General features: G+C 67.1%; 21 protein-coding genes. 3 read left to right on the top strand and 18 right to left on the bottom strand.

The features are described 5' to 3' along the window. Positions 1–87 precede the first annotated feature (87 nt). From ACZ5PO_RS32895 to ACZ5PO_RS32870, 6 genes are all read right to left on the bottom strand, one after another. Positions 88–582 carry a MaoC family dehydratase gene (locus tag ACZ5PO_RS32895; RefSeq protein ID WP_464186850.1) on the bottom strand — a complete coding sequence of 165 codons (495 nt, stop codon included), beginning with the start codon at positions 580–582 and terminating at the stop codon, positions 88–90. Then, on the bottom strand, positions 579–878 hold the full coding sequence (locus tag ACZ5PO_RS32890) for a YbfB/YjiJ family MFS transporter (protein ID WP_464186848.1): 300 nt from the start codon (positions 876–878) through the stop codon (positions 579–581). Before ACZ5PO_RS32890 ends, ACZ5PO_RS32895 begins: the two co-directional genes overlap by 4 nt. A gap of 167 nt (positions 879–1,045) precedes the next feature. Beyond that, on the bottom strand, positions 1,046–1,648 hold the full coding sequence (locus ACZ5PO_RS32885) for a TetR/AcrR family transcriptional regulator (protein ID WP_464186846.1): 603 nt from the start codon (positions 1,646–1,648) through the stop codon (positions 1,046–1,048). A gap of 193 nt (positions 1,649–1,841) precedes the next feature. Further along, positions 1,842–3,137, bottom strand: coding sequence for a carotenoid oxygenase family protein (locus ACZ5PO_RS32880; RefSeq protein ID WP_464186845.1), 1,296 nt, complete (start codon positions 3,135–3,137; stop codon positions 1,842–1,844). Between the two features lie 252 nt (positions 3,138–3,389). Then, positions 3,390–4,019, bottom strand: coding sequence for a TetR/AcrR family transcriptional regulator (locus ACZ5PO_RS32875; protein ID WP_464186843.1), 630 nt, complete (start codon positions 4,017–4,019; stop codon positions 3,390–3,392). A 133-nt stretch (positions 4,020–4,152) separates the two neighbouring features. Further along, entirely contained in the window at positions 4,153–4,941 is a 789-nt protein-coding gene (locus ACZ5PO_RS32870) for an SDR family NAD(P)-dependent oxidoreductase (protein ID WP_464186841.1), read from the bottom strand. A gap of 215 nt (positions 4,942–5,156) precedes the next feature. Between ACZ5PO_RS32870 and ACZ5PO_RS32865 the strand changes: the two genes are divergently transcribed. Both ACZ5PO_RS32865 and ACZ5PO_RS32860 read left to right on the top strand, forming a co-directional pair. Further along, entirely contained in the window at positions 5,157–5,477 is a 321-nt protein-coding gene (locus ACZ5PO_RS32865; protein ID WP_464186838.1) for a nucleotidyltransferase family protein, read from the top strand. Beyond that, on the top strand, positions 5,467–5,814 hold the full coding sequence (locus ACZ5PO_RS32860; protein WP_464186836.1) for a HepT-like ribonuclease domain-containing protein: 348 nt from the start codon (positions 5,467–5,469) through the stop codon (positions 5,812–5,814). Before ACZ5PO_RS32865 ends, ACZ5PO_RS32860 begins: the two co-directional genes overlap by 11 nt. A 399-nt stretch (positions 5,815–6,213) precedes the next feature. On the opposite strand, the gene ACZ5PO_RS32855 is transcribed toward ACZ5PO_RS32860, so the two are convergent. The 12 genes from ACZ5PO_RS32855 to ACZ5PO_RS32800 all read right to left on the bottom strand — a co-directional run bounded on the left by ACZ5PO_RS32855 (position 6,214) and on the right by ACZ5PO_RS32800 (position 21,348). Further along, entirely contained in the window at positions 6,214–7,818 is a 1,605-nt protein-coding gene (locus ACZ5PO_RS32855) for an L-lactate permease (RefSeq protein ID WP_464186835.1), read from the bottom strand. A 768-nt stretch (positions 7,819–8,586) separates the two neighbouring features. After that, complete coding sequence (locus tag ACZ5PO_RS32850; RefSeq protein ID WP_464186833.1) at positions 8,587–9,096, bottom strand: acetone carboxylase subunit gamma; 510 nt, start codon at positions 9,094–9,096, stop codon at positions 8,587–8,589. 74 nt (positions 9,097–9,170) lie between these two features. Beyond that, on the bottom strand, positions 9,171–11,501 hold the full coding sequence (locus ACZ5PO_RS32845; RefSeq protein WP_464186832.1) for a hydantoinase B/oxoprolinase family protein: 2,331 nt from the start codon (positions 11,499–11,501) through the stop codon (positions 9,171–9,173). A 36-nt stretch (positions 11,502–11,537) separates the two neighbouring features. Next, the gene (locus ACZ5PO_RS32840) at positions 11,538–13,691 is read right to left on the bottom strand and encodes a hydantoinase/oxoprolinase family protein (RefSeq protein ID WP_464186830.1); all 2,154 of its coding nucleotides are present in this window, start codon (positions 13,689–13,691) and stop codon (positions 11,538–11,540) included. Between the two features lie 209 nt (positions 13,692–13,900). After that, positions 13,901–15,856, bottom strand: coding sequence for a sigma-54-dependent Fis family transcriptional regulator (locus ACZ5PO_RS32835; RefSeq protein WP_464186829.1), 1,956 nt, complete (start codon positions 15,854–15,856; stop codon positions 13,901–13,903). Between the two features lie 249 nt (positions 15,857–16,105). Beyond that, the gene (locus ACZ5PO_RS32830; protein ID WP_464186827.1) at positions 16,106–16,435 is read right to left on the bottom strand and encodes a DUF5615 family PIN-like protein; all 330 of its coding nucleotides are present in this window, start codon (positions 16,433–16,435) and stop codon (positions 16,106–16,108) included. Then, positions 16,435–16,659, bottom strand: coding sequence for a DUF433 domain-containing protein (locus ACZ5PO_RS32825; RefSeq protein ID WP_464186825.1), 225 nt, complete (start codon positions 16,657–16,659; stop codon positions 16,435–16,437). The genes ACZ5PO_RS32830 and ACZ5PO_RS32825 overlap by 1 nt, the downstream gene beginning before the upstream one ends. Positions 16,660–16,777: 118 nt before the next feature. Then, the gene (locus tag ACZ5PO_RS32820) at positions 16,778–17,485 is read right to left on the bottom strand and encodes an ABC transporter ATP-binding protein (RefSeq protein ID WP_464186823.1); all 708 of its coding nucleotides are present in this window, start codon (positions 17,483–17,485) and stop codon (positions 16,778–16,780) included. Next, entirely contained in the window at positions 17,472–18,257 is a 786-nt protein-coding gene (locus ACZ5PO_RS32815) for an ABC transporter ATP-binding protein (protein ID WP_464186821.1), read from the bottom strand. The genes ACZ5PO_RS32820 and ACZ5PO_RS32815 overlap by 14 nt, the downstream gene beginning before the upstream one ends. Beyond that, entirely contained in the window at positions 18,254–19,180 is a 927-nt protein-coding gene (locus ACZ5PO_RS32810; protein ID WP_464186819.1) for a branched-chain amino acid ABC transporter permease, read from the bottom strand. The genes ACZ5PO_RS32815 and ACZ5PO_RS32810 overlap by 4 nt, the downstream gene beginning before the upstream one ends. Before the next feature lies 1 nt (position 19,181). Next, positions 19,182–20,036 (bottom strand): branched-chain amino acid ABC transporter permease, encoded by an 855-nt coding sequence (locus ACZ5PO_RS32805; protein ID WP_464186817.1) that lies wholly within the window; start codon positions 20,034–20,036, stop codon positions 19,182–19,184. 85 nt (positions 20,037–20,121) lie between these two features. Next, positions 20,122–21,348 (bottom strand): ABC transporter substrate-binding protein, encoded by a 1,227-nt coding sequence (locus ACZ5PO_RS32800; RefSeq protein ID WP_464186816.1) that lies wholly within the window; start codon positions 21,346–21,348, stop codon positions 20,122–20,124. Between the two features lie 420 nt (positions 21,349–21,768). Between ACZ5PO_RS32800 and ACZ5PO_RS32795 the strand changes: the two genes are divergently transcribed. Beyond that, positions 21,769–23,055: an ABC transporter substrate-binding protein gene (locus ACZ5PO_RS32795; RefSeq protein WP_464186815.1), complete on the top strand. Its 1,287-nt coding sequence runs from the start codon at positions 21,769–21,771 to the stop codon at positions 23,053–23,055. Positions 23,056–23,112 lie beyond the last annotated feature (57 nt).

The raw sequence follows: 23,112 nt of genomic DNA, 5'->3' as shown, positions 1-23,112 counted from the left end.
TTTTCGCGCGGCATCGGGATCGTCAACGGCCGCAAGCGGGCGCCGAGCGCCCGGCGGCGAGCTCCGGGGCTGCCCGTCAGTTGCGCATCATGGCCTGACAGCGGGATAGGCGCTTCTCAAGCCGAGTAAATTCATCGCCTTGAAGCTCGCAACGGTATCGCCATTCTGATTGATCGCCTCGAGCAGCGAATGCACCATCCCGCGGTCGGGCTTGGACCGCGACGGCGTGGCATCGAGAACGGAAACACGGAGCAGCAGCGCGTCGTCGGGTCGAACGGGCTTGTACCAGCGAACCTCGTCGACACCGGGAGACGCGAGGCTCGCCACAGCGGAGAGATAGTTGTCGACGAAAAGGCGCATCATCAGGCCGATGGTGTGCCACCCGCTCGCGATCAATCCTTTGAACGGTCCATGCTCAGCCGCTTGCGGATCGATGTGCATCGTCTGCGGATCGAACCGCTCCGCAAAGGCAATGATCTCCGCTTCGCTTACGGATATCGGACCGTATTCGAACACTGCGCCTTTGACGTAATCTTCGAAATAGCGCTGCCCTATAGGGCCGGAGAACTCAGACAGACTCATCGACTCGCCTCCTTGCGTTCACGGTTGCCAAACATGAAAGCGCGCTTGGCTCCAAGCCTTGCCGAACCCCAGGTCGCCACGACCGCGCCGATCAGGAAGCCGACGCCGCTGGCAGTGTTCATCGCCCCTGCCTCGGTATAGCTCCAATTTAGCTCGGTCCGCATTTTCAGAAGCGGCCGCGCATACGTGAAACGCCCGAGCGCCATGCTCACGGCCGGCGCCATGGCCGCGCCGGCGGCGACCCATAGGGGCGTAACGGCATTGGCCGGCGCCCTGCCAATTCGGCCACCGTTCACGACGGGCGCCCCCTTCCGCGGTTCAATAGCCGTCCAGCCTTTGGCAAGTCCGCATGCCGAGGGCTGACGGATACGGCCCAGGCATCTTGGGCAGCATTGTCAAACTAGGCATCGCTGTCAAGAATGAACCGACCAGGGCAGGGAGAATGGCCACGCCACGACGCCGGCTATCTGGTCGTGGTCCCTCGGCTTTCGTCGTGGACGAGGACGCGAACGAGGGCTTTGGCGGCCGTTCGCAAGCTCGTCCAGTCCTGGTGAACGCGCTCCATCACCGCGAGCCCCCGCGAAAACGTCACGGCGATGTGGGCCGTCATCGCCGGGTCCAGGACAAGGCGCTCGCGTGCAGGCTTCGACGACAGCGCCGCCGTGGCAATCGCTTCCATCTCGTTCAGAAGCGCCTGCAATCTCTGTTGCACGGCGGAATTGAGCACGTCCGGCTCGGTGGCCGTCTTCGTTGTGAGGCATCCTCTCGGCGGAACGCCGTTGGCCATATTGACGATGCCAACCTCCAGAAAGGCCAGCAGAGAGCGGCGCGGATCACGGTTGGAAAATGCTTTGCGCACGGCCTGAAGCACGCGCTCCGCATAGCTCTCGAAGGCCAGCAGGAAAAGCGCCTCCTTGCTGCCGTAGGCGTTGTAGAGCGAGTTGCGCTGAACCCCGGTTACCTTGGCAAGGTCCAACATGGACGTGCCGCGCAGACCCTTCTGCCAGAAGAGGTCCAGTGCCTGCGTCAAGACCGCCTGTTCATCGAACTGTCGAACCCCGACCATCGTTGTCGTTAGCTCCAGCCTGCATGGGCCGTGCGGCCAAGATTGGCATGGCTGACAACGATAGTCTCCGAACCCGCTTCTGACGAGCCCGGCCGTCGGCTTTCGGAAGCGACGGCCGGATGCGGGACATCATCCTGGGGGCAATGCTCGTCATCGGCAGGCGTCGCCTTGCCCGAAGCCCGCGCGGCCAGGGTCAGGTGGAGGCGTCCGGCATCCAGTTGCCGTGGAAGCCTTGCGGCACGCGGCCGGGTAGCCGGACGCGGGCGACCGGCTTGGCCGCGATGGCCTGGGCGTCGAGGATGAGGAAATCGCTGGCGTTGCGGGCGCGGTCGTAGACGAAGCCCATCAGCCAGCCGTCATCCTCCGCGGCACCGTCGCGCGCGCCGACGTGTACGAATTCGCTCGGCACGCCGCCGGGGAAGACGTGCTGCTGGTAGCCGCCGTTCACCGTGTCGTACTTGCGCAAGCTGTCGAAGGCGCCGGCCACAAGTCCGCCTCCGTCCGCCCGCCCGGCGTCGATCGCGTAGACGTAGCGGTGGGGGGCGCCGGCGATGCGGTCGTCGACGCGCGGAAACTCGACCGCACGGTCGTCGAGGAACTGCTCGCTGGCCCTGGTCGCCCCGGGGGCGATGGTCCAGCGCTTCAGCCTGGCCGGCTCGAAGCTCACGTCCGATGGCCCGCCGCGCCACAGCTCCGCATACCAGGCGACGTCGATGACGATGCTGCCGTCTACCGCTTCGAAGGCATTGGCGACGTGGAAGACGTAGCACGGCTCGATCTCGACCCAGCGCAGGGCCTCGATGCCGGCGCCGCGCGGCAGGATGCCGAGCCGGGCGCCGTAGCTGTCGCTCCAGGCGAACGGCATGGTGCCTCGCATGGCCGAGGCCGGATCGAAGACGACCGGCAGGTCCATGAAGATCAGATGGTCGCGGGTGAGCGCGAAATCATGCACCATGGTCGCGCCCCTGACCGGGATCTCGACGCTGCGGCGCAGGACGCCGTCGGCATCGACCACGTGGTAGGTGAGGAAGGGCGGCCGCAGCGCGTAGCCGAAGAAGTGCATCTCGCCCGTCGCCGGGCAGATCTTCGGATGGGCGGTGAACGAGGTGGCGAGCTTGCCGCCGTAGTCCTCGAAGCCGAGCGTTTCGAGCTCACGGCCCATGAGCATCGGGAGCGCGTTCTCGACCAGCGCCAGGATGCGCCCGGCGTGGGAGATGACGCTGGTGTTGGCGAGGCTGTTGCGGATGTCGAAGGGTGACTCCGTCGTGCGTGGCGCGCCCTCGAAGCGCGGCGTTCGCACCCAGCGGTTGCGGTACCACTCGGCCTTGCCGCCGCGCAGCGAGACGCCATGTAGCATGCCGTCGCCCAGGAACCAGTGACCCGAGTGGCCCTCCCGGGGGTTGGCGCCGTTGCGGGCGTAAAGTCCGGTCAGCTCGTCGGGGATGGTGCCCTCCACCTCCAGGTCGAAGCTGGTGAGCTCCGCCGTCACGGGGCGAGGGTGTCCTTGAGCCAGTATGGCGCCGGTGACGGCGCGGCGGGGGCGGTTGCAGTCTGCATCGTCGGTCCTCCCACGGGGGCGGTGCGGGCGACATTTCGGGACGTGGTCGGCACCGCTACCGATCGGAACGCTAGGCCTGCTAAATCTGTTCGTCAACAAGATTGAATCGTTCTTATTTCACATTCAGTCAGAACGAGTTCGATAAAAAATATGTGTGTCGTGCAGATTTGGTCGAACGGGGGCTCAGGCGTCGCGGCCGCCGATGCCATGCACCAGAAGATCGAAGACGAGGGCGACCACGTCGTCCAGGCTGTCGGGCACCTGTTCGCCTGGGGGAATGCGCGAGCTGGTCAGGATGCCGGACAAGCCGTGCGCCACCGACCACGCGGTGAGCGCACCCAGGCGCACCGGCCGGCCCGTATAGTCGGCGACCGCCCGCCGCAGCAGATCGTAGCAATCCAGGCTGGCATTGGCGGAGGCCGGGTGGCGCTCGTCATCGAGGAAGCGCGCCTCGAACATGAACTGGAATCTGAGCGGCCGATGGCAGGCGAAGCCCACGTAGGCGCCGAGCAGGGCGCGCAGCCGTGCTTCTGCTCCATCGGCGCGGCGCGCCGCCTGCTTGAGCTCGCTCTCGAGCTCGCGGAAGGCGCTGGCGGCGATCGCTGCCAGCATGCCTTCCTTGTCCTTGAACGGATGCTGTACGGCGCTGGCGGTGACGCCGGCCCGCTCGGCCACGCGCTTGAGCGTCAGCGCGCCCGGGCCCTCGGCGTCGATCAGCTCGGTGCCGATGGCGAGGAGGGCCGTCTCCAGGCTGCCGTGATGGTAGGCCGCCTTCTTCAGGCGGGGGCGGGGCTTGCGGGAGGACACCGGCATGGACCGAACGGACTCGCTTCAATCAACGAGCCGTTCTGCCCCGAGCCGGGCCGCGCTCCAACCGGTTTGTGTCCGGCCTCACGCGCCAGCGGCGCGCGCCGGGCAGACTCGGCGCCGTGATGGCGCGAGAGCCTCAGGTGGCCTTGCGATAGCGGGCCGCCGCATGGGGCTGGCCGAGGTTCGGCAGCATGGCCTTGCGGGCGGCGTCGAAGGCCTCGAACTGGCCGGCGTCCGGCAGCGGCGGGATGGTGACGGCCTCGCGCCGGTCGAAGCCGACCAGGGCGGCGTCGACCAGCTCGTTCACATCCATCAGGTTCGCCACGGTGTTGATGTCGCGGCCCGAGCGCTCCCAGATCTCGGTGCGGGTGGCGGCCGGCAGCACCGCCTGCACGTAGACGCCCTTGGGCCCAAGCTCGAGCTGAAGCCCCTGGCTCAGGTAGAGGACGAAGGCCTTGGTGGCGCCATAGACGGTCAGGCCGAGCTCTGGCGCCAGCCCGACGACGGAGCCGATGTTGACGATGGCGCCGGTGCCTGCCGCGGCGAAGCGGGGGGCGACGGCGGCGGCGAGCCGCGTCGGCGCCGTCACGTTCAGGGCGATCAGATCGGCGACGGCGGCAGCGCCCTGGGTGGCAAAGGTGCCGGGAATGCTGGTGCCGGCGTTGTTGAGGAGGATGCCGATACGGGCATCGTCAGCGAGCCGCGCCTCCAGTCCCGCCAAGTCCGCCGTGGCCGTGAGGTCGGCCTTGATCACCTCGACGCCGACGCCCGCCTCACTGCGCAGACGCTCGGCCAGCGCATCCAGGCGCCCCTTGTCGCGTGCCGCCAGCACGAGGTCATGGCCGCGCCTGGCGAAGCGGTCGGCGTAGACGGCGCCGATGCCGGAGGAGGCACCGGTGATCAGCACGGCGGGACGGTCGCTCATGGAAAGCTCCTTGCACCCGGCGGTCGCGCTTATTCATGACCGCCATCATGTTTACCGCGACGATAGATGATGGATGTCAGGATTGGAGTCAAGATTGCACCGTTTGCCGGATCTCAGCGCCTTGAAATGGCGGACGGATCGATAGGGGGCCTGCGCACGGGAGAAGCAAGCGCGACGCCACTGACAGACATACCCTCGCCTGATAGGATTGATACATGCGTCGCGATGAAGCCCTGAAACGTCTGCGTGCACACCGCGAGAACCTTCTCTCGCTCGGGGTGGTGCATGCCTATCTGTTCGGCTCGGTCGCGCGAGATGTGGCCACCCCTGAAAGCGACATCGATGTGATGGTCGATCTCGATGAGGGGCCGACCGGCCGGAAGCCGCTGTTCAGCGCCTTCGACGTGGGCGGAATCCAAAGCGAACTGACCAGCATCCTCGGCCAGCGGGTCGATCTGGTCGTGCGCGCCGACGCACTCAGACCCGGCCGCCGCCTCAAGGCAGCGGCGGAAGACCAATTGGTCGATGCCTTCTGAACGGCGGGAGCGGATCGAGCGCGCCGTCGCCGAGGCGCGCGAGAACGTTCGGCTGATCCGCGAGTGGGCGGAAGGTCGCGACCTCGACGCCATCAGGGCCGATCGGAAGACGCGCTATGCGATCGAGCGTGCCTTCATGGCGATCGATGCCGCCATTCGCGACATTCCTGCCGATATGCTCGATGCCCACGGGATTCCGGCGAAGATGATCGCCGGGTTCCGCAATGTGCTGGCGCATACCTATGACGACGTCCTCGACGAGCGCGTTATGCTCACGATCCGGGACGACCTGCCGGCGCTCGACACGGCGCTCGCTAGGATGATCGCGCCGACATGAACGGTCTCATGAAGCTCTACGTCTGCGACGCGCCGCACCGTCTCGACCCGACGCCCGTTCGACGTCGACGTTTACGCCAATATCCGCAATTGGCCGGACAGGTTCATGGGCGATGCCTCCATGAGACCGCGGAAGCCGAGCTGGTAGGCCTGCGACGGATGCCGGCCGCCGAATGAGCCGTTGCGACGGTCTGGAGCATGGGCCCGACCGAATGCCGTCTTACCCTCTGAAGCAGTTCGCATTGTGCCAGTTAAAGGCTTCGCCGTCGGAACGATATCCCTCTGCCGGGGCGGTGATCACTTGGCCGTGCAGGTTATGACGCTCGCCATCAGGTAAGGATCCGACCGTCCGGCGGCCCATCGGTCTGTCGTCACCATGTCCGCTGAGCGCCGGAGCGCCTCAGAGATTGGCGATGCCCGGGAAGAAAAGATAGCAGGCGACGCTGATCACGATGAGATAGCCCAGCACCACCAGGCACCAGAAGAAGTTGTGCCGGATGACGTCGCCTTCGTTGCGCACGAAGCGCGTCGTCGAGACGCCGACGCTGGCCGTCTGCGGCGCGATCGGCTTTCCGATCTCGGCGCCGACCGAGTTCACGGTCGGCAGCAGCAGCGGTGGAAAGTTGAGGAGCTGCCCGACCAACGCCTGGAACTTGCCGAACATGGCGTTGGTGGACGTGTTGCTGCCCGACAGTGCCACCCCGATGAAGCCGAGCAGCGGCGCGACGACGATGAAGGCGGGACCGAGCGATGCGAACGCCTTCGCCAGCGACGACGCCATGCCGGAAAAGTTGTAAACGAAGGCCAGGCCGAAGATAAACACGCCGACGAGGCAGGCGCCCCACATCTGCGACCAGGTCTTGTTCCAGATGTCGGTCAGTTGCTGCCGGTTCACCCGTAGCAACAGGGCGACGATGATCCATGATGCCAAGATGGCCGAGCCGCCGACAAAGGGGGTCCAGTTGAAGACGGCCGGGATCGTCGCGCCCTCCGCGATCGAGGACGCCGCGGTGACCTGCATATGCAGCAGCACGATGCTGGGCAGCGTGGACCACGGTCCGGTCCAGGCGACGACGACGACGATCAAGATGGCGATCGGCAGCCAAGCCTGGACGATGTCGCGGGTGGACAGGCCATGATCGCTCGCCGTGGCAGGACCGGTCAGCGGCACGCCGCCATAACCGCGCACCTGGCGGGGCTGCCAGACTTTGAGGAGCAGCAGCAGGCAAGCAAAGCACACGATCGAGCCCGCCACATCCGGCAGATAGGGGCCGAGATAGATGCCGACCGGCAGTTGGCCGGCGATATAGGCGAGCGACCCCACCACCGCCAGCGGCCAAGCCTCGCGCATGCCGTCCTTGCCCGAGACGAGATAGAGCAGGATCCACGGCGGCAATAGGGCCAGGATCGCAACGATCTTGCTGATCGAACCCGACAGCGCCAGCAGCGGAAGACCGGTGACGGCGGCGAGCGCGATGATCGGTGCGCCGAGCGCTCCGTAGGAGACCGGCGCGTTGTTGGCGATCGCCGCGACCCGGATGGCGTCGAGGTCCGGAATTCCGATAGCGATCAGAATCGGCGCGACGAAGGCCCACGGGTAGCCGAAGCCGACCAGTCCCTCCAGAAGCGCTCCGAACGCCCAGGCAAAGAGGATGGTCTGGACGCGGACATCCTGCGTCGCCTGCGCCACCAGCCAGCGTCGCAACTTGTCGAATGTGCCGGAGATCACCAGCGTGTTGAACAGCATCACGCCCCAGAACGTGATCCAGTCGACATTCCAGATGCCCGTCGCAGAGCCGTAGAGATAGGCCCGGAGGCCGTCGCCAAGCGGCATGCGCCAGACCCACAGGGCGAGCGCAAGGGTGATCAAAGAGCCGACAAGCGTTGCAACCCAAGCCGACCAGCGCAGCGCAGCGAGCATGAACAGCAATGCCGCAACCGGAATGAGGGCCACGAGCCAGGTGATGAACAGGTTGCCGGTGGGATTGAGAATTTGGCTGAACATGTGAAAGCCGCCCATCTGAACGTCGGCGCAGGCCCGCGCGCAGACATTTCAGGTTCTCGCCAAGGCGAACAATCGACGGGGCCGAGGACCAGGGTGTCCAGTTGTCCCAAGGGGCACTGGTCTCGATCACAGGGCCTTCAGGGGCCTCCTGCACCGCCCACGTTTGTCTCCGGCAGATCAACCGATGCTTCAGGCAGATCAGCCAAGCTCCAAGATTAGCAGATCTTTGCCTGCAACGCTAACACGATACCGTGCGCGACGCTCACGACCTATACATGGGGCCCGGATTTCGCCGCGCCCCTGATGTGTGCTTTTCGCGTGCGCTGGGCGTTGGAGGAGGCGGGGTCTGCCCTACAACGTTCGCACATTGCCGTTGGCGGCCTGAATAAGCGCTAGGCGAGCGCATTCTTGTCGTTTCTTGTTAAAGCGGAAGCCTGCGAAACCAGAGTCTGGTACAGGGATGTCGTTCTCTGCTGGCCGTCCAGCAGCCGCTTCGTTGGTTCGACGTCGGCGACGTAGAGTGCGCGGTGGCCGAGCGTGCGGACCGGCACGGGGACAGTATAGCCGATGAACCGGCAAGACGTCGTCAGCCCACGATGTTGCGCGATTTCTTAGAACGCCGCGAAGAGCTTGCTTGAACGATGCATGCTTGAGGGATGCATGGCCGGGCGGAGCCCGGCCATGCCGGTGGTGAGACGGTGAAGCACTCGTCGGCAACGCCGCAACCGGCTTTGCCGGCCGCGGCGCCGACGGTCGTGCGCCGGCGGCTCAGGCCGCTTCGGCTCGCTCCGGCACGGGCAGGCCCAGCCAGTCCTTGTAGAAGGTGTCGACGTCCGGCTCGAAGTCGCGCAGCACCGGGTACCACGGGGTCGGCGCTTCGACGTCGTGCAGGGTGCCGCAGGCCGGGCAGTAGTATTCGCGCAGCACCTGCCAGGTGGCGGTCGGCGCCATCAGGCGAGGATAGATCTGCTCGAGCTGGTCCTGGGTGTCGCGCACGCGCACACGCGCATGCAGCTTCCAATTGTCCTTCCAGTCGCAGAAGTCGTGGCCGCAGGAGCAGCGGATGGTCCATTGCTTGGTCGCGGCGAGCTGCACGATGTAGAGCTTCGGGCCGAGCGGCAGGACGATGCGGTCGTCCCACGGCACGCGCTGCTGGAGGATGTCCACGTAGATCTGGAAGCGCTCCGGATCCTTGGGCGTCGACAGCATCTGGTGCAGCGTGTCGTGGTCGATCTTGCCGTCGATCAGGTCGGCAATCTTGGTGCGGGTGTAGGCCATGGTCGTGTCCTCGAATGGTGTGTCGTTGCAGGCGGGGAGGGGCGCCGGGCGCGCGCGGCCCGGCGCCCGCCGTCTCATTCCTCGACGAACTGGACGGTCTTGACGTCAGGCAGCTCGGACAGGTCCATGGAGTAGGTCGAGCCGTAGTGGGGGATGTCGAGCTCGTCCTCGGTCAGGATCCAGTCCTGGGGCAGGTCCCAGAACGCCTTGAAGTCGGCCAGGAAGCGCGGGCCGAGCTTGAAGGAGGCGGCGAACATCTGCTTGACGTGATCGCCGGCGCCCTGCTTGGCCAGGATCTTGGCGCGCTCGCCCCGCATCCACTCGCGGGTCGGCACGGAGGAGGCGATGCGCTCGTCGCGGATCGCCTGGCGCCGGGCCTCGGTCGCGGCCGTGTCCACCGTGTAGACCCCGTCCGCCTTGGCGACGACGACGCCGTAGACGCTGAGAGCGAAGCGCTCCAGCAGGTAGCCGCCGTTGAGGTCGTCGGCCACGGCCTGGGGCTCGCGGTCGAGGGGATCACCGAAGCCGGGGCCGCCGCGCATGTAGTTCAAGTAGAGGTCGTAGTCGGAGAACATCTCCTCGGTGGTGATCGCCTGCTTGTCGCGCTTGATCACCGCGCCCTCGATGAGGCTGTCCCAGACCGGGTGCTCGGGATCGGTGTCGCCGCCGAGCGGGATCGGCTTGCCGTCGGCGATGAGCTGCTTCAGCCCGGTGTTGTGGGCAGCGAAGCGGTAGCCGGAGGCGGCCGGATAGCCGCCCATCAGCCCCCAGTCGGAGGAGATGTGGCCGTTGCCCATGAAGAACATGGTCCAGTCCTTGGCGTTCCAGACCAGGCGAAGGCTCTCGAAGCCGCAGCCGCCGCGGTATTTGCCGGCGCCGCCCGAGCTCGCCTTGATCTGGCGGCCCAGGTAGACGAGCGGCTCGGCTAGCTCCCAGATCTCCATGTCGCCCATGTCGCCTTCCGGATTCCAGATGGCGGCGGCATGGCTCAGGCCGTCGCCCACGGCGGTGGCCCCGGTGCCGTTGGCGGCGCATTCGAACGAGTTGACCGCGTGGATCTCGTCGTACTGGTTGAAGCCGCCGCCCTGGAGCCAGTTGGAGGTGTTGGCGTTGCCGGCGTTCACCTCCTCCAGGTAGCCGCGCCCGAAGTAGGAACGCGACAGGCCGCGCCACAGCGCCGTCCAGGCGGAGACCAGGAAGTGCCACGAGTAGGAGAAGGCGACGCGGCGGTCGTCCGGGTTCATCCAGGTGCCCTTGGGCAGGCGGAACTCGGTGCCGTAGGCCGCGCCGTCGTTGATCATCTCGGACGGGATCAGCGTCTGCGTCATCATCACCCAGATGCCCGAGGTGAAGCTCACCTGATGGGCGTTGTAGGTGTGCCAGCCCCAGCGGCTGGAGCCCTCGAAATCCAGCCGCCAGGTGCCGTCGCCGCGGATGGTGATCTCCGAGGGGGCGTGCATGATGGTGTCGACCTTGGCGAAGTCGGAGGGCACGCGGACGTCGTCGTGGTTGTAGGGCACGTCGACGAAGCCCACCTGCCGGTAGGTGCCGGGGATGGTCATCGCCCGGATGCGGTTCTGCAGGCCGAGCCGGCCGTGCTCCACCGCCTCGTAGGCGAAGCGCCAGTAGGCATCGATGCCTTCCTCGGCGATCACCTCCTCCACCAGCTTGCGGATCATGTGGCAGCCGGCGATGCGGGTGCGCTCGTCGAGCATCCAGTAGCGGGTGGTGCGCACCATGCGCTGGCTTTCGTGCAGCCAGTCGCGGAACAGCGTGTCGTTCTGGCCCACCTTGCGGCAGGTGATCGAATAGCCGTCGCCGAAGCGCTGCACCTGGCCCGTCGCCATCGAGCCCGGCCCGACGGCGCCGGTGTCGATGACGTGGGTCACGCCGCCGACCCAGCCGATCAGCTCGCCCTCCCAGAAGATCGGCACGATGGTGTGGATGTCGCAGGGGTGGACGTTGCCGATCAGGGAATCGTTGTTGCAGAAGATGTCCTTGTCGCGCACGCCGGGGTTGGACTCCCAGTCGTTCTCGATCATGTACTTGATCGCCGCGCCCATGGTGCCGACGTGGATGATGATGCCGGTGGAGGTGAGGATGGAGTCACCCGCCGCGTTGTAGAGGGTGAAGCAGAGCTCGCCCTCCTGCTCGACGATCGGTGACGCCGCGATCTTCTTGGCGGTCTCGCGGGCGTCCACCACGCCGGCGCGCAGGCGCGAGAACAGCTTGTTGTAGAGGATCGGCTCCTTGTCGCGCAGCTCCATGCGCGTGAGCCCGGCGTAGTGCTTGGTGCGCTTGGTCGCCTCCATGAGGCGGTCGCGATGCTGCTTCAGCGTCTCGCCGCCACGGACGATGCCGCGCGTCGCCGAGCCCAGCTCTTTCTCTCGAACGTTGATGTTCATAAGTATTCTCCTGATGTTTCGGGTGCCAGCCGCGGCTCAGACTTCCTTGAGGTGGAAGAGCCGGTGGCCGTCGAGGAAGGTCTCGAAGCCGTCGGGGACGACGAAGGTGGTGGCGTCGGATTCGATGATGGCCGGGCCGCTCACGCGGTTGCCCGGGCGCAACGCCTCCATCCGGTAGAGCTGCGCGTCGACCCAGCGCTTCTTGCGGTAGAACTTGCGCGTGCCGAGGAAGGCTGTCTGCGGCGGCGTCTCGCCTTCCAGAGGCTCCTTGGGGATCTTCGGCTTCGGGATCGGCACCGTGCCGCGCATGATCGCCCCGGTGACGGAATAGCCCAGCTCGGGCGAGCGGGCCGACGCGGCGTAGACGCGGCCGTAGGTGGCGTTGAAGGCCTCGACCAACTGCTCCCAATCCTCCGCCGTGGCGGCGGACGGCAGCGGCGAGTCGATCTCCAAGTCATTGAGCTGGCCGCGATACTGCATGCGGTAGCCCGGCTGCAGCTTCACCTGCGCCGCCTCGTAGCCGTTGAGCTTGAACTCCTCCAGCACGTTGTGGGTGAGCTCCGCCCAGGCCGCTTGCAGCGTATTCGCCGCGGCCTCCCGCTGCTCCGCGGGCGCATCGGGGGCGAGGTTGATGTCGAGCGACTTGTCGTAGCGATACTCGAAGTCCGCCGCCGCGCAGCCGAAGGCCGAGAAGCCCGCAGCCCACGCCGGCACGATCACGTCCTCGAAGCCGAGCCCCTCGGTGTAGCCGTAGGTGTGCACCGGCCCGGCGCCGCCGTAGGAGAAGCAGACGAAGCTTTGCGGCGAGTAGCCCTTGCCCGAGATCATCGAGCGCAGGTAGTCGCGCAGATCGGAATCGAGCAGCTCGATCACGCCGGCCGCCGCGTCCTCGACCGAGAGCCCGAGCGGGTCGGCGAGCTGTGTCTTGATGGCATCGACCGACCGCTGCCGGTCGAGCTTCACCGCTCCGCCGAGGAAGTTGTCGGGGTTCAGATAGCCCAGCACCATGTGGCAGTCGGATACGGTGACCGTCTCGATACCGCTCTCCTTCCAGCACACGCCGACGCGGTAGCCGGCCGAGTCCGGTCCGAGCTTGATCGCCTTGGTGTAGGGATCGAGGCGGATGAAGGAGCCGGCGCCGGCGCCGACCGAATCCATCGCCACCAGCGGCAGCGACAGCACCAGCCGGGCCATGTCCGGATCGTTCTTGATGGTGAGCTCGCCCTGGGTGATCAGCGCCACGTCGAAGGAGGTGCCGCCGATGTCGGAGCAGGCGATGTTGCCGTAGCCCAGCACCTCGCCCAGATACTTGGCGCCGATGACGCCACCGATCGGGCCGGAGACGATAGTGCGGGCGAGCTCCTTGGCCTTCCACGAGATGGTGCCGCCGTGGGTCGCCATGACGCGGAAGTCGAACTTGGTGCCGTGCTCCTTGAAGGCGTCGGAGATCTTCTTCAGCGTCTGCCGCGACGGCTCGGCCGCGTAGCCCTCGAGAATAGTGGTGTTGGTGCGGTGGGTTTCCTTGCGCACCGGATAGTAATCGGCGGAGGCGAAGACCGGGATCGTCTTGCCGCTCTTGGCCACCTCGGCGAGCACGATGTCACGCACGCGGCGCTCGTGGTCCGGGTTCCGGTAGGAATGCAGCAGGCTGATGACGATGCCTTCGACGTCGGCGGCGATCAGCTCGCGCGCCGCCTCGCGGGCGCTCTCCTCGCGCAGCGGGATGACCACCTTGCCGGCCATGTCGATGCGCTCGACGACGCCGCGCGTCAGGCTCCGCGGCACCAGCGGCGGGTCGTAGCGGTGGGTGTTGAGGTGGATGCGATCCTCGTAGGCATAGCCGAGGTAGCACTGGATCGCGCGGCCCATGCGGTGGAAGTCTTCCATGCCGCGATTGACGATGAGGCCGCATCTGAGCCCCTTGCGCTGCACGACGCGGTTCAGCATCGCCGTGCCGGAATAGACGCCGGTCTGCAGCTGCTGGAGCGCCTCGTCGAGGCCGATGCCCCAGTTGCCGAGGCCGTCCTGGCTCGAGGCGATCAGCCCCAGCGCTTCGTTCTGCGGGGTCGACTGCGCCTTGCCGACGACGAAGTCGCCGTCGGAATCGACGAAGAACGTGTCGGTCATGGTGCCGCCGGCATCGATGCCGAGCACCTGCACGCTTCTCTGGTTCGGTGCGTGGATGTTCACTAGGCGTCCTCCTGGTGCGTGAGCCGGCTTGAACCAAGCCAGGCGAGCAGAGGAGGGCAGGGGCTATGCCAACGGCAGGGCCGCCAGGCGGATGTAAGTGTTGCCAATGACTTACCGCAGCGGCGAACGGCTACGTTCGCGTCCGCAACCGTCCGGAAACCGGTCGCTTCGACCGCTCGGGGCGTTCGATGGACGGACGGAGCGGCCGCTCAGGCGTCCCCGTCGCTGCGGTACTTGTCGCTGCGGTACTTGGCGAGCTTGAGGTAGAGGGTGGAGCGGGCGATGCCGAGGCGCCGGGCCGCTTCGGTGAGGTTGCCGCCGACGGCGTCGACCTGGGCGAGGATCGCGGCGCGCTCCGCCGCCTGCAGGCCGTCCTTGGAGGCCGGCATGGCCGCGATATCGGCGAGCACGGGCCCGGCGGCGACGGTCGAGGCTGCGTGGCGGATCTCGTCCGGCGCGTCGCCCACGTCGAGCCGATCGGTCTCGGCGAGGGCCACCATGGCCTCGACCACGTTGCGCAACTCGCGCACGTTGCCAGGCCAGCGATAGGCGTGGAAGAGCTCGAGCAGCGCTGACGAGACGGCCGGCGCCGGCCGGCCGTGCCGCTCGGCGGCGTGGGCGATCAGCTGGCGGGCGAGCAGGGCGACGTCGTCGCCGCGCTCGCGCAGGGGCGGCACGCGCAGCCGGACGGCGGCGATGCGGTAGTAGAGATCGCGCCGGAAGCGGCCGGCCTCGACCTCGGCGCCGAGGTCGCGATTGGTCATGGAGACGATGCGGATATCGACGCGCCGCGGCTCGTGTTCGCCGATGCGGTAGACGACGCCGTCCTCCAGCACGCGCAGCAGATACGACTGCAGGTCGAGCGGCATTTCACCGATCTCGTCGAGGCAGAGCACGCCACCGTCGGCCCGCTCGATCCGGCCGGCCCGGCCCTGCTCGTCGGCGCCGGTGAAGGCGCCCTTGGCATAGCCGAACAGCTCGCTGGCGATCAGCTCTCGCGGCATGCCGCCGCAATTGAGCGGCACGAAGGGCCCGTTGGCGCGTGGGCCGGCGCCCTTGATGGCGCGGGCGAACAGCTCCTTGCCGACGCCAGTCTCGCCCTCGATCAGCACGGCGAGGCCGTTGGCGGCGAGCTTGCGCGCCTTCTCGCGCGCCTCGCGCATGCCGGCGCTCTCGCCCACGATCTGGTCGAAGCCGACGGCGGCCTCGGCCGCCGCCGTTGCCGACGAAGGCGCGGCAGGCGCCCGCGACCGGCTCTTGTGCATGACGATGATGCAGCCGACGGCCTCGTCGTCGACCTTCACCACCTCCAGGCTGGCGTTGGGAAAACGCTCGCGGCAGTTCTGTTCCCAGGCGTCCTGGGCGGCATTGCCGATGAGGGCGCGCATGTCGCGCGCCAGCGCCTCCGCCGAGGGCGCGCTGAGCTTCTGGCGCGCGTGCTGGGTGCCATGGACCAGAGCGCCGCGCCGGTCCACGACCAGCATCTCCTCGCTGAGCCAGACCGATCGCTTGGACACGAACCTGCGCAGCAGCTCCTCATGTTCGGCCTTCGCCGCCCGGCCGAGCATGGCCTCGATCTCCTGGCCGATGGTGACGGCGAAGGCGAGGCTCTGCGGGTTGAAGGAGGCGACCGGGCCGGAGACGTCGACGACGCCCAGCAACTCGCCGTCGAGGGGATGGCGGACGGGCGTGGCGGCGCAGGTCCAGCGCTGCACGTCCTCGCAATAGTGTTCGGTGCCGCGGATCTGGATCGGCCGGCCTTCGACCAGCGCGGTGCCGATGGCGTTGGTGCCGATGGCGGCCTCCTCCCATTTGCCGCCGGTCTCCAGATGATTGCGTCGCCCGATGTCGACGATACGCGGATCGCCCGCCGTCTCGACGATGAAGCCGGTGGCGTCGGCCAGGATCATCATCGACGAGGCTTCGGCCAGGAACAGATGCGAGCGCTGGAGCGCCGGCCGGGCCGCGCCGATCAGCGCGCCGTTCTGCAGGCGCCGACGATGGATCTCGGGCTCGCCGGCGAGCGGCGCCTCGGTCTGGAAGCTGCCCACGCCCCACGTGCGCGAACGCTCCCACGACTGCACGAGCGCGGCTGGAATCTCTTGCGGCGGGCGTCCCTCGTTGAGAAACGCTTCCCACGCCATGCGAATTGCGTGCTGGCTCACGGGCGTCCTCCGGCAGGGCCGCCCCGTTCGGAGCCTGCCCTCACGACGGCGAAGGGCTCAGCCCTCGCTTCGGCCGGCGGACTCTTCGGTCCGTCCGGCCCGGCAGATTAGGTCGCCGCGCGCCCATCGGGCAAGCCACCCTGACGACCGTCTACACGCCGAGGTAGATCTGCCGGATGTAGTCGTCGTCGTTGAGAGCGCTCGCGGTCCGCTCACGCACGATGCGGGCTGGCTCCTCGTCGTGGCCCCTCACGTGACTTCGATCAGCGTCTCGCCGCGTTCCAGCGCGGCAAGTACATCCGGCAGGACGGCCTCGAACCAAACCAGCAGATGCCGCCGACGGGAATTCGGCAGCCTGACCCAGACCACGATCGGCCCCCGCTCAGTCAATACCTTCCGCTGCGCGAAGTCCTCGTCCTTGGTGACGATCACGGCCCGCTCCCGTAGCGCGTAGTCCCAGATCGCCGTGTCCGACGACGCCTGCATGCCGATATCGGCGACGTGCTCGGCCATATGCCCCATTGTGGCGAGCCACCGTGCGAGGGCCGGCGGCAGCTGTGCGTCGACCAGGAAGCGCATCAGGCGACGCGCAACACCGTATGGTCGCTTTGCCGCGCCGCGTATTCAAGGGCAGCGGTGATGTCTTCGGTTTCGAGCAGCGGATAATCGTCGAGGATTTCCTCGCGGCTGGCGCCAGCCGCCAGCAGGTCGAGCACATCGCGCACGCGGATGCGGAGCCCTCGCAGGCATGGCCGTCCCCCGCATTGGGCGGGATCCACGGTGATCCGGTGCAGTTCGCTCATTGCTTGTCTCAGGGAGCCTGACTTCGTTCTCGTTTGCTCAGTATAGCAGCTCGGACGCATGTCTGCTCGCAGTCGGCCGTGCCTGGCTGGCCATGCTGCGCCATACTCGCCCCGCCCCTCATACTCCTAGGTAAATCTGCCGGATGTAATCGTCGTCCTTGAGCACGCTCGCAGTTCCCTCGCGCACGATGCGGCCGTGCTCCAGCACGTAGACGCGATCGACGATGCCGAGCGTTGAGACGGCGTCCTGCTCCACCACCAGGACCGCGGTGCCGTCGCGGCGGATCTGCTCGATGGCGCCGAAGATCAGCATCTTGAGCTTGTGGGCGATGCCGACGGACGGCTCGTCGAGCAGCAGCAGGTCCGGCCGGCCCATCAGGGCCCGGCCGATCGCCACCATCTGCTGCTCGCCGCCGGAGAGCGTGCTGGCTTGCTGGCTGCCGCGCTCCCTGAGCACCGGAAACAGGGCGTAGACGCGTTCAAGGTCGGCCGCGATCTCGGCGCGGTCACGGCGCAGGTACGCTCCGAGGTCGAGGTTCTTGCGCACCGTGAGCTCCGGGAAGAGGCGACGGCCTTCCGGACAATGGCAGATGCCGCGCCCCACCAGCTCGTGGGTGGGCACGGCATGGACGTCCTCGCCCTTGAACACCAGGTCGCCGCGCGCGGGGACGGCGCGCGAGATCGCCTTGAGCAGGGTAGTCTTGCCGGCGCCGTTGGGGCCGAGCACGCCGACGATCTCGCCCGCCTCCACCCGGAGCGACACCGCCTCGATGGCCAGCGCCTTGCCGTAGCGCACCTCCAGATCGCGGACCTCAAGCAGCGACACCGTCGGACTCCGTGCGGCCGATATAGGCTTCGATGACGCGGGGATGGCGCACGATCTCGCCGGGCGTGCCCATGGCGATGATCTCGCCGAAATCCATGGCGATGACCCGGGAGACCAGGGCCATGAACTCGCGCAATTTATGCTCGATGATGAGGATGGTGAGGTTCTCCTCGCGGTGCAGGCGCCGGATCAGCTTGGCCAGCGGCTCGATCTCGCTCGAGCCCAGGCCCGCGAAAGGCTCGTCCAGCAGCAGCAGGCGTGGATCGGTGGCCAGCGCCCGGGCGATCTCGAGCCGGCGCAGATCGCCGTAGGGCAGCACCTCGACCGGTGTGCCGGCCTTTTCGCCGAGCCCGACCTGATCGAGGATGCGCCTGGCATGCTCCTCGCTCGCCATGCGATGGCGTACGCGCGGCGCCAGGCAGGCCACCAGCACGTTCTCCAGCACGCTCATGCCGAGGAACGGCCGGGTGAGCTGGAAGGTGCGGGCGAGGCCGCGGTTGACGATGCGATAGGGCGCCAGGCCCCTGAGCTCCTGCCCGTCCAGCCGCACGGATCCCGCGTCGGGCGTGATGAAGCCGGTGAGAAGGTTGAACAGGGTGGTCTTGCCGGCGCCGTTGGGGCCGAGGATGCCGACGATCTCGCCCGGCGCCAGGGTGAAGCTGGCGCTCTTCACCGCCACCAGTCCGCCGAAGCGCTTGCGCACCTCGTTCACCTCGAGCAGGGGGGCGCCAGCCGGGCCGGGCTCGCCTCTCGCCTGTCCCCGTTGCCTCATGGCCTCGCTCCGGTCAGCCGCCGCCAGAGGGGCGCAACCAGCCCGCCGGGCAGGAAGAACAGGATCAGCATCAGCACCAGCGTGTAGATCCAGAGACGGTACTCGCCGAAGCCGCGCAGCATCTCCGTGAGCAGCGTCAACAGGATGGCGCCGAGGGCGGGGCCCCAGATCGAGCCCATGCCGCCCACGTAGACCATGATGATGACGGTGATCGAGGTGATGACGGAGAACAGCGGCGGGCTGACCTGCAGCTGGTAGTGGGCGTAGAGCGCGCCGCCGAGGCCGGCGAAGGCGGCGCTGATCATCAGCGAGGCGATCTTGTAGAACGTCACGTTGATGCCGGCCGCCTGGCAGGTCGCCTCGTCGCCCTTGATGGCGCGCAGGATCAGTCCCCAATGGGAGCGGGCGAGCAGCATCAGCACGCCCGCGGTGACGACCAGCACCGCGAGCGCGAACCAGTAATAGTGCAGCGGCGAGTTGATCAGCGGCTCGAGCCCATAGAGCCCCTCCTCGCCGCCGGTCTGCTCCCAGAAGATCAGCATCAGCCGCTGCATGATGGCGGCGGCCGAGAGCATGGCCAGGGCGAAGTAGGGGCCGCGCAGGCGCAAGGTGGGGAAGCCGACGATGACCGCGAAGGCCACCGCCACCAGCACCGAGGTGGGCAGGCTCCACCACGGGTTGGCAAAATAGACGGTGGCGAGGAAGCCGGCCGTATAGGCGCCCGCGCCGATGAACAGCGAGTGGCCAAAATTCTCCCGGCCGGTCAGGCCGGACATGAAGTCCCAGCTCGCCGCCCAGATGGCGTAGATGACGCAGAGGGTCAGCACGCCGGTGAGGTAGCCGGAGTTGCCGAGCACGGGGGCGAGCGCGAGGAGCGCCACGGCGCCGACGGCGCCGGCGATGTCGATGGCCCGGATCGTCACGTCAGAACGCCGCCCGTCGGCCGAACAGGCCTGCCGGCCGGATGATCAGCGTCACCACGATGGCGACCAGGGAGACGAGCTCCGTCCACGACGTGGAGATGAGATAGGCCACGATGGTCTCCGAATAGCCGAGCATGAGGGAGGCGACGATGCTGCCGGGGATGGAGCCCAATCCGCCGACGATGACGATGGCGAAGGCCTTCACCATGGGCAGCAGGCCCATGCCGGGCTGCACCGTGAGGAAGGGAGCGACGAGCACGCCGGCGAGGGCGGCGGTGCCGGCGGAGATCGCCATCACGGTGGAGAAGATGCGGTCGGTCGGGATGCCCATGTAGCGGGCCGCCTCCGGATCCTGCGAGATGGCGAGGATGGCGGCGCCCAGGCGCGTCCGCTGGATGAACAGCCACAGGCCGAGCAGCACCAGCACGCCGACGACGAGGGCGAGCAGCCGCTGGCCCGAGATGTCGACGCCGGCGATCGTGACCTTGTCGGCGACGAACGAGGGCACGTTGCGGTATTCGGAGCCGAAGGTGATGAGCAGCGCCTGCTCCACGGCCAGCGACACGGCGAGCGTGATCATCAGCACGGCGAGCTGCGAGCTGCGCAGCGGCCGCACCAGATAGCGCTCCATGGCCACGCCGAAGGCAGCGACGAACAGCACGGCGAGGACGGCGGCCGGCAGCAGCGGCAGCCCGACCACGGCGGTCAGGAAAAAGGCGGCGTAGGCGCCCAAGGCGTAGAACGAGCCGTGCGCGAGGTTGAGAATGCGGGCGACGCCGAAGATCAGCGTGAAGCCGACCGACAGCATCGCGTAGATGGCGCTGATGACGGCGCCATAGACGAGGATTTGCAGCATCGAGGACCGGCGTGGCTGGCGGGATGGGGCAGCCCGCCCGCAGGATCAGGCGGGCTGCGGTGTCGGAGCGGGGCGTCGGTCCGGCCTACTGCACCTGCATCCACGGCGGCGGGATCATCTTGCCGGTGGCGATCTGCTTGGGCCACACGACCTCACGCTTGCCGTCGGCCTGCCACTGGGCGAACAGCAGGTTGACGAAGCCCGGCCCTGCCTTGACGTCGTGAGTGTCGTCGAAGACCACCTTGCCGGCGACGCCGGTGTAGTCGGTCTTCTCCAGCTCCTTGATGACCGCGTCGGGCTCAAGGCTTTTGGCCCGCTCCACCGCTTCGGCAAAGATGTGGACCGCGTCGTAGCCGCCGACGCCGGTGTAGACCGGGGCCGTACCGGCCTGCTTCACGAACCCGTCCCAGAACGGGAGGGTCTTGGGCGTCAGCGGCGCGCGCACGGCGAAGTTGCCGACCGTCTCGCTGATCGCCTTGCCGCCGACGCGGCTGAAGAAGTCCTGGTCCTGGCCCTTCACGTCGATGCCGCCGATCGGGATCGGAAAGCGCGCGTCGTACCATTGCTTGACGAAGATGTCGGACGAGGCGTGCGACAGGATGACGATCAGGTATTGCGCGCCGCTTTCCTTCACCTTGGCGAGCAGCGGCGAGAAATCCGACGTGGATGTATCGAAGAATTCGGCCAGCTTGACGTTGGCGCCCGCTTCGGTCGCGCCCTTCTTCAGGATCGGCACGAGATCCTGCACCCATTTGGCGTTCTCGCCGACGATGGCGATGTTCTGGATCTTCATCTCGTCCTTCAGCATGCCGCTGATGAAGTCGACGAGGCCGCGCGCCTGGTGGGCGGCGTTGATCGGAAAATTGCGAAAGATGTACTTGTAGTTGTCGTAATCAGCCTTGACGCGCTGGGTAATGGCGGGCGAGGCAGCGCCGACTTCCATGTAGATCGTCTTGGAGCGGGCGATGTGCGGCAGTTGTGCCAGCGTCACGCCGCTGGTGTAACCGCCGATCATCACGTCCACCTTCTCGTCGGCGGTCAGCTTCTTGATGGCGGCGATGCCCTGTTCCGGGTTCTCGGTCTCGTCGGCGACCACCATCTCCAGTTTGCGGCCGAGCAGGCCGCCCTTGGCATTGATCTCGTCGATGGCCATGCGCACGCCCGTCTGGGTGTCGCGGCCGATCTGCAACTGGATCGCCGTCGGCACGCCGATGCGGATCGGCCCCTTGTCCTGCGCCGATGCCGGCAGGGCGGCGGCCAAGCCCGTCAGCGCGACGGCAGGCACGACGATGCGTTTGATGAAACTCCTCATCATTTCTCTCCCATCTGCTGCCAGCCACAGCTGCGTGTGGTTTGGTATTTGTTATATTAAGTGGGAGAGTGTGCTCTGCGCGGTTGAGCTGTCAAGCGCCTGCCCGCTCCGCTGGCGCCGCCGCCTCGGCCCGGCCGCGCCGCGTTCCGGGAGGCGGCGTTCAGCGGTGTCCATGGGGTCGGCGGCAGCGTTGGCGAGCACGCCACCCCACCGAAAGTCTTAGCCTACGCCGGAAATATCCGACGACGCGTCAAATGGCGGCCGACGTGTCCGCGCCCGACGCAATCCCCACGCGACGGGAGGTCGACGCTGCGCCCTCCCATTTCGGGTAGCTTTGCACACCCCGCGCGCCTTCTAAGCTCAAGGCCATGCACCCGCTTTGCGAGCGGGGCCGCCGGCCTTCGGCCAGAGGGAATGACCATGATCACGAGCCTACACCGGTTGAAACGCGCGGGGGCGGCGCTCGCTTGCGCCCTGGGACTCGTCGGCGGACTGGCGGCCACGCCGGCAGCAGCGGCCAAATCGGACATCGTGGTGTGCACGATCGACGACCTGTCGGGCGACTTCTCGCTGATGTCGACGCCCAAGACCTACGGCTACAAGCTCGCCGTGAAGGAGATCAACGATGCCGGCGGCATCAAGGTCGACGGCGCGGTGAAGAAGATCAAGCTCGTCTCCTACGACGGTCAGTCGGACGTGAAGCGCTACCAGGAGCTGGCCCAGCGCTGCGTCTTCAACGACGAAGCGGACGTGGTGATGGCCGGCTACACCGGCGCCGAGCGTGAGGCCGCCCGCAAGGAGGTGGTGCGCAACAAGGTGATCTACTGGCACAACAACCAGGGCGAGGGCGGCATCGCCGACAAATACTCATTCTTCTCGGGGCCGACGCCAGAGCAGCAGGTGCTGCCGGCGCTCAAGTACATGATCAAGGAGATGGGCCCGCGCATGACCTTCATCGGCGCGGACTACAACTTCTGCCGCGCCATCGGCCAATGGGTGCGTGTCGCCGCCGGCCTCTACGGCGGCAAGATCGAGATGGAGGAATATTTCCCCTTCGGCGTCTCGCAGTGGCAATCGACCATCGACAAGATCAAGCGGGTCAAGCCCGACTTCCAGGTGCACTGCCTGGTCGGCGCCGAGCACGCGCAGTTCTACCCGCAAGCCCAGGCGGCGGGGCTGGTCACGCCCATGTGGTCGAACGTCACCATCTCCGACGGCTACGAGCACAAGCGCTTCGCGCCGCCCTCGCTCGCCAACATGTACGTGCCGCCGGGCTACATCGAGGACGTGCCGGGCGAGGCGAGCAAGGCCTTCGCCGCCAAGATCCGCGCCATGTTCCCCGATGTCGTCTACGTCAACGAGCACGCCGCCTTCGGCTACGTGGCGGTGAAGGCCATGGCCGAGGCCTGGAAGAAGGCCGGCACCACCGCGCCGGACGCCGTCATCAAGGCGCTGGAAAGCGACGTCTCGCTGCCCGACGCGCCCGGCGGCCCCTGGACCCTGCGCGGCTCGCAGCACCACGCGGCCATGCCGACCTACCTGTTCAAGGTCGACGACAAGCATCAGCTGCAGCTGATCACCGCGCTCGGCGTCAACGAGCCGACTTTCCTGACCGACGTCGGGGTCGACATGACCAAGAAGGCGCCGGGCCGGCAGTTCCTGCCCTCCGACAATCCGAAGTGGCAGATCTACTTCAAGGCGCCCTGAGGCCTGGACCGCTCCTTGCTTCCGCTGATGGATGGCCGGGTCGAGCCCGGCCATGAC

Source organism: Chelatococcus sp. KU-N122, assembly GCF_055391085.1.
The sequence above is the reverse complement of the archived record's forward strand: the minus strand, read 5'-3'. Positions and strand labels throughout refer to the sequence as shown.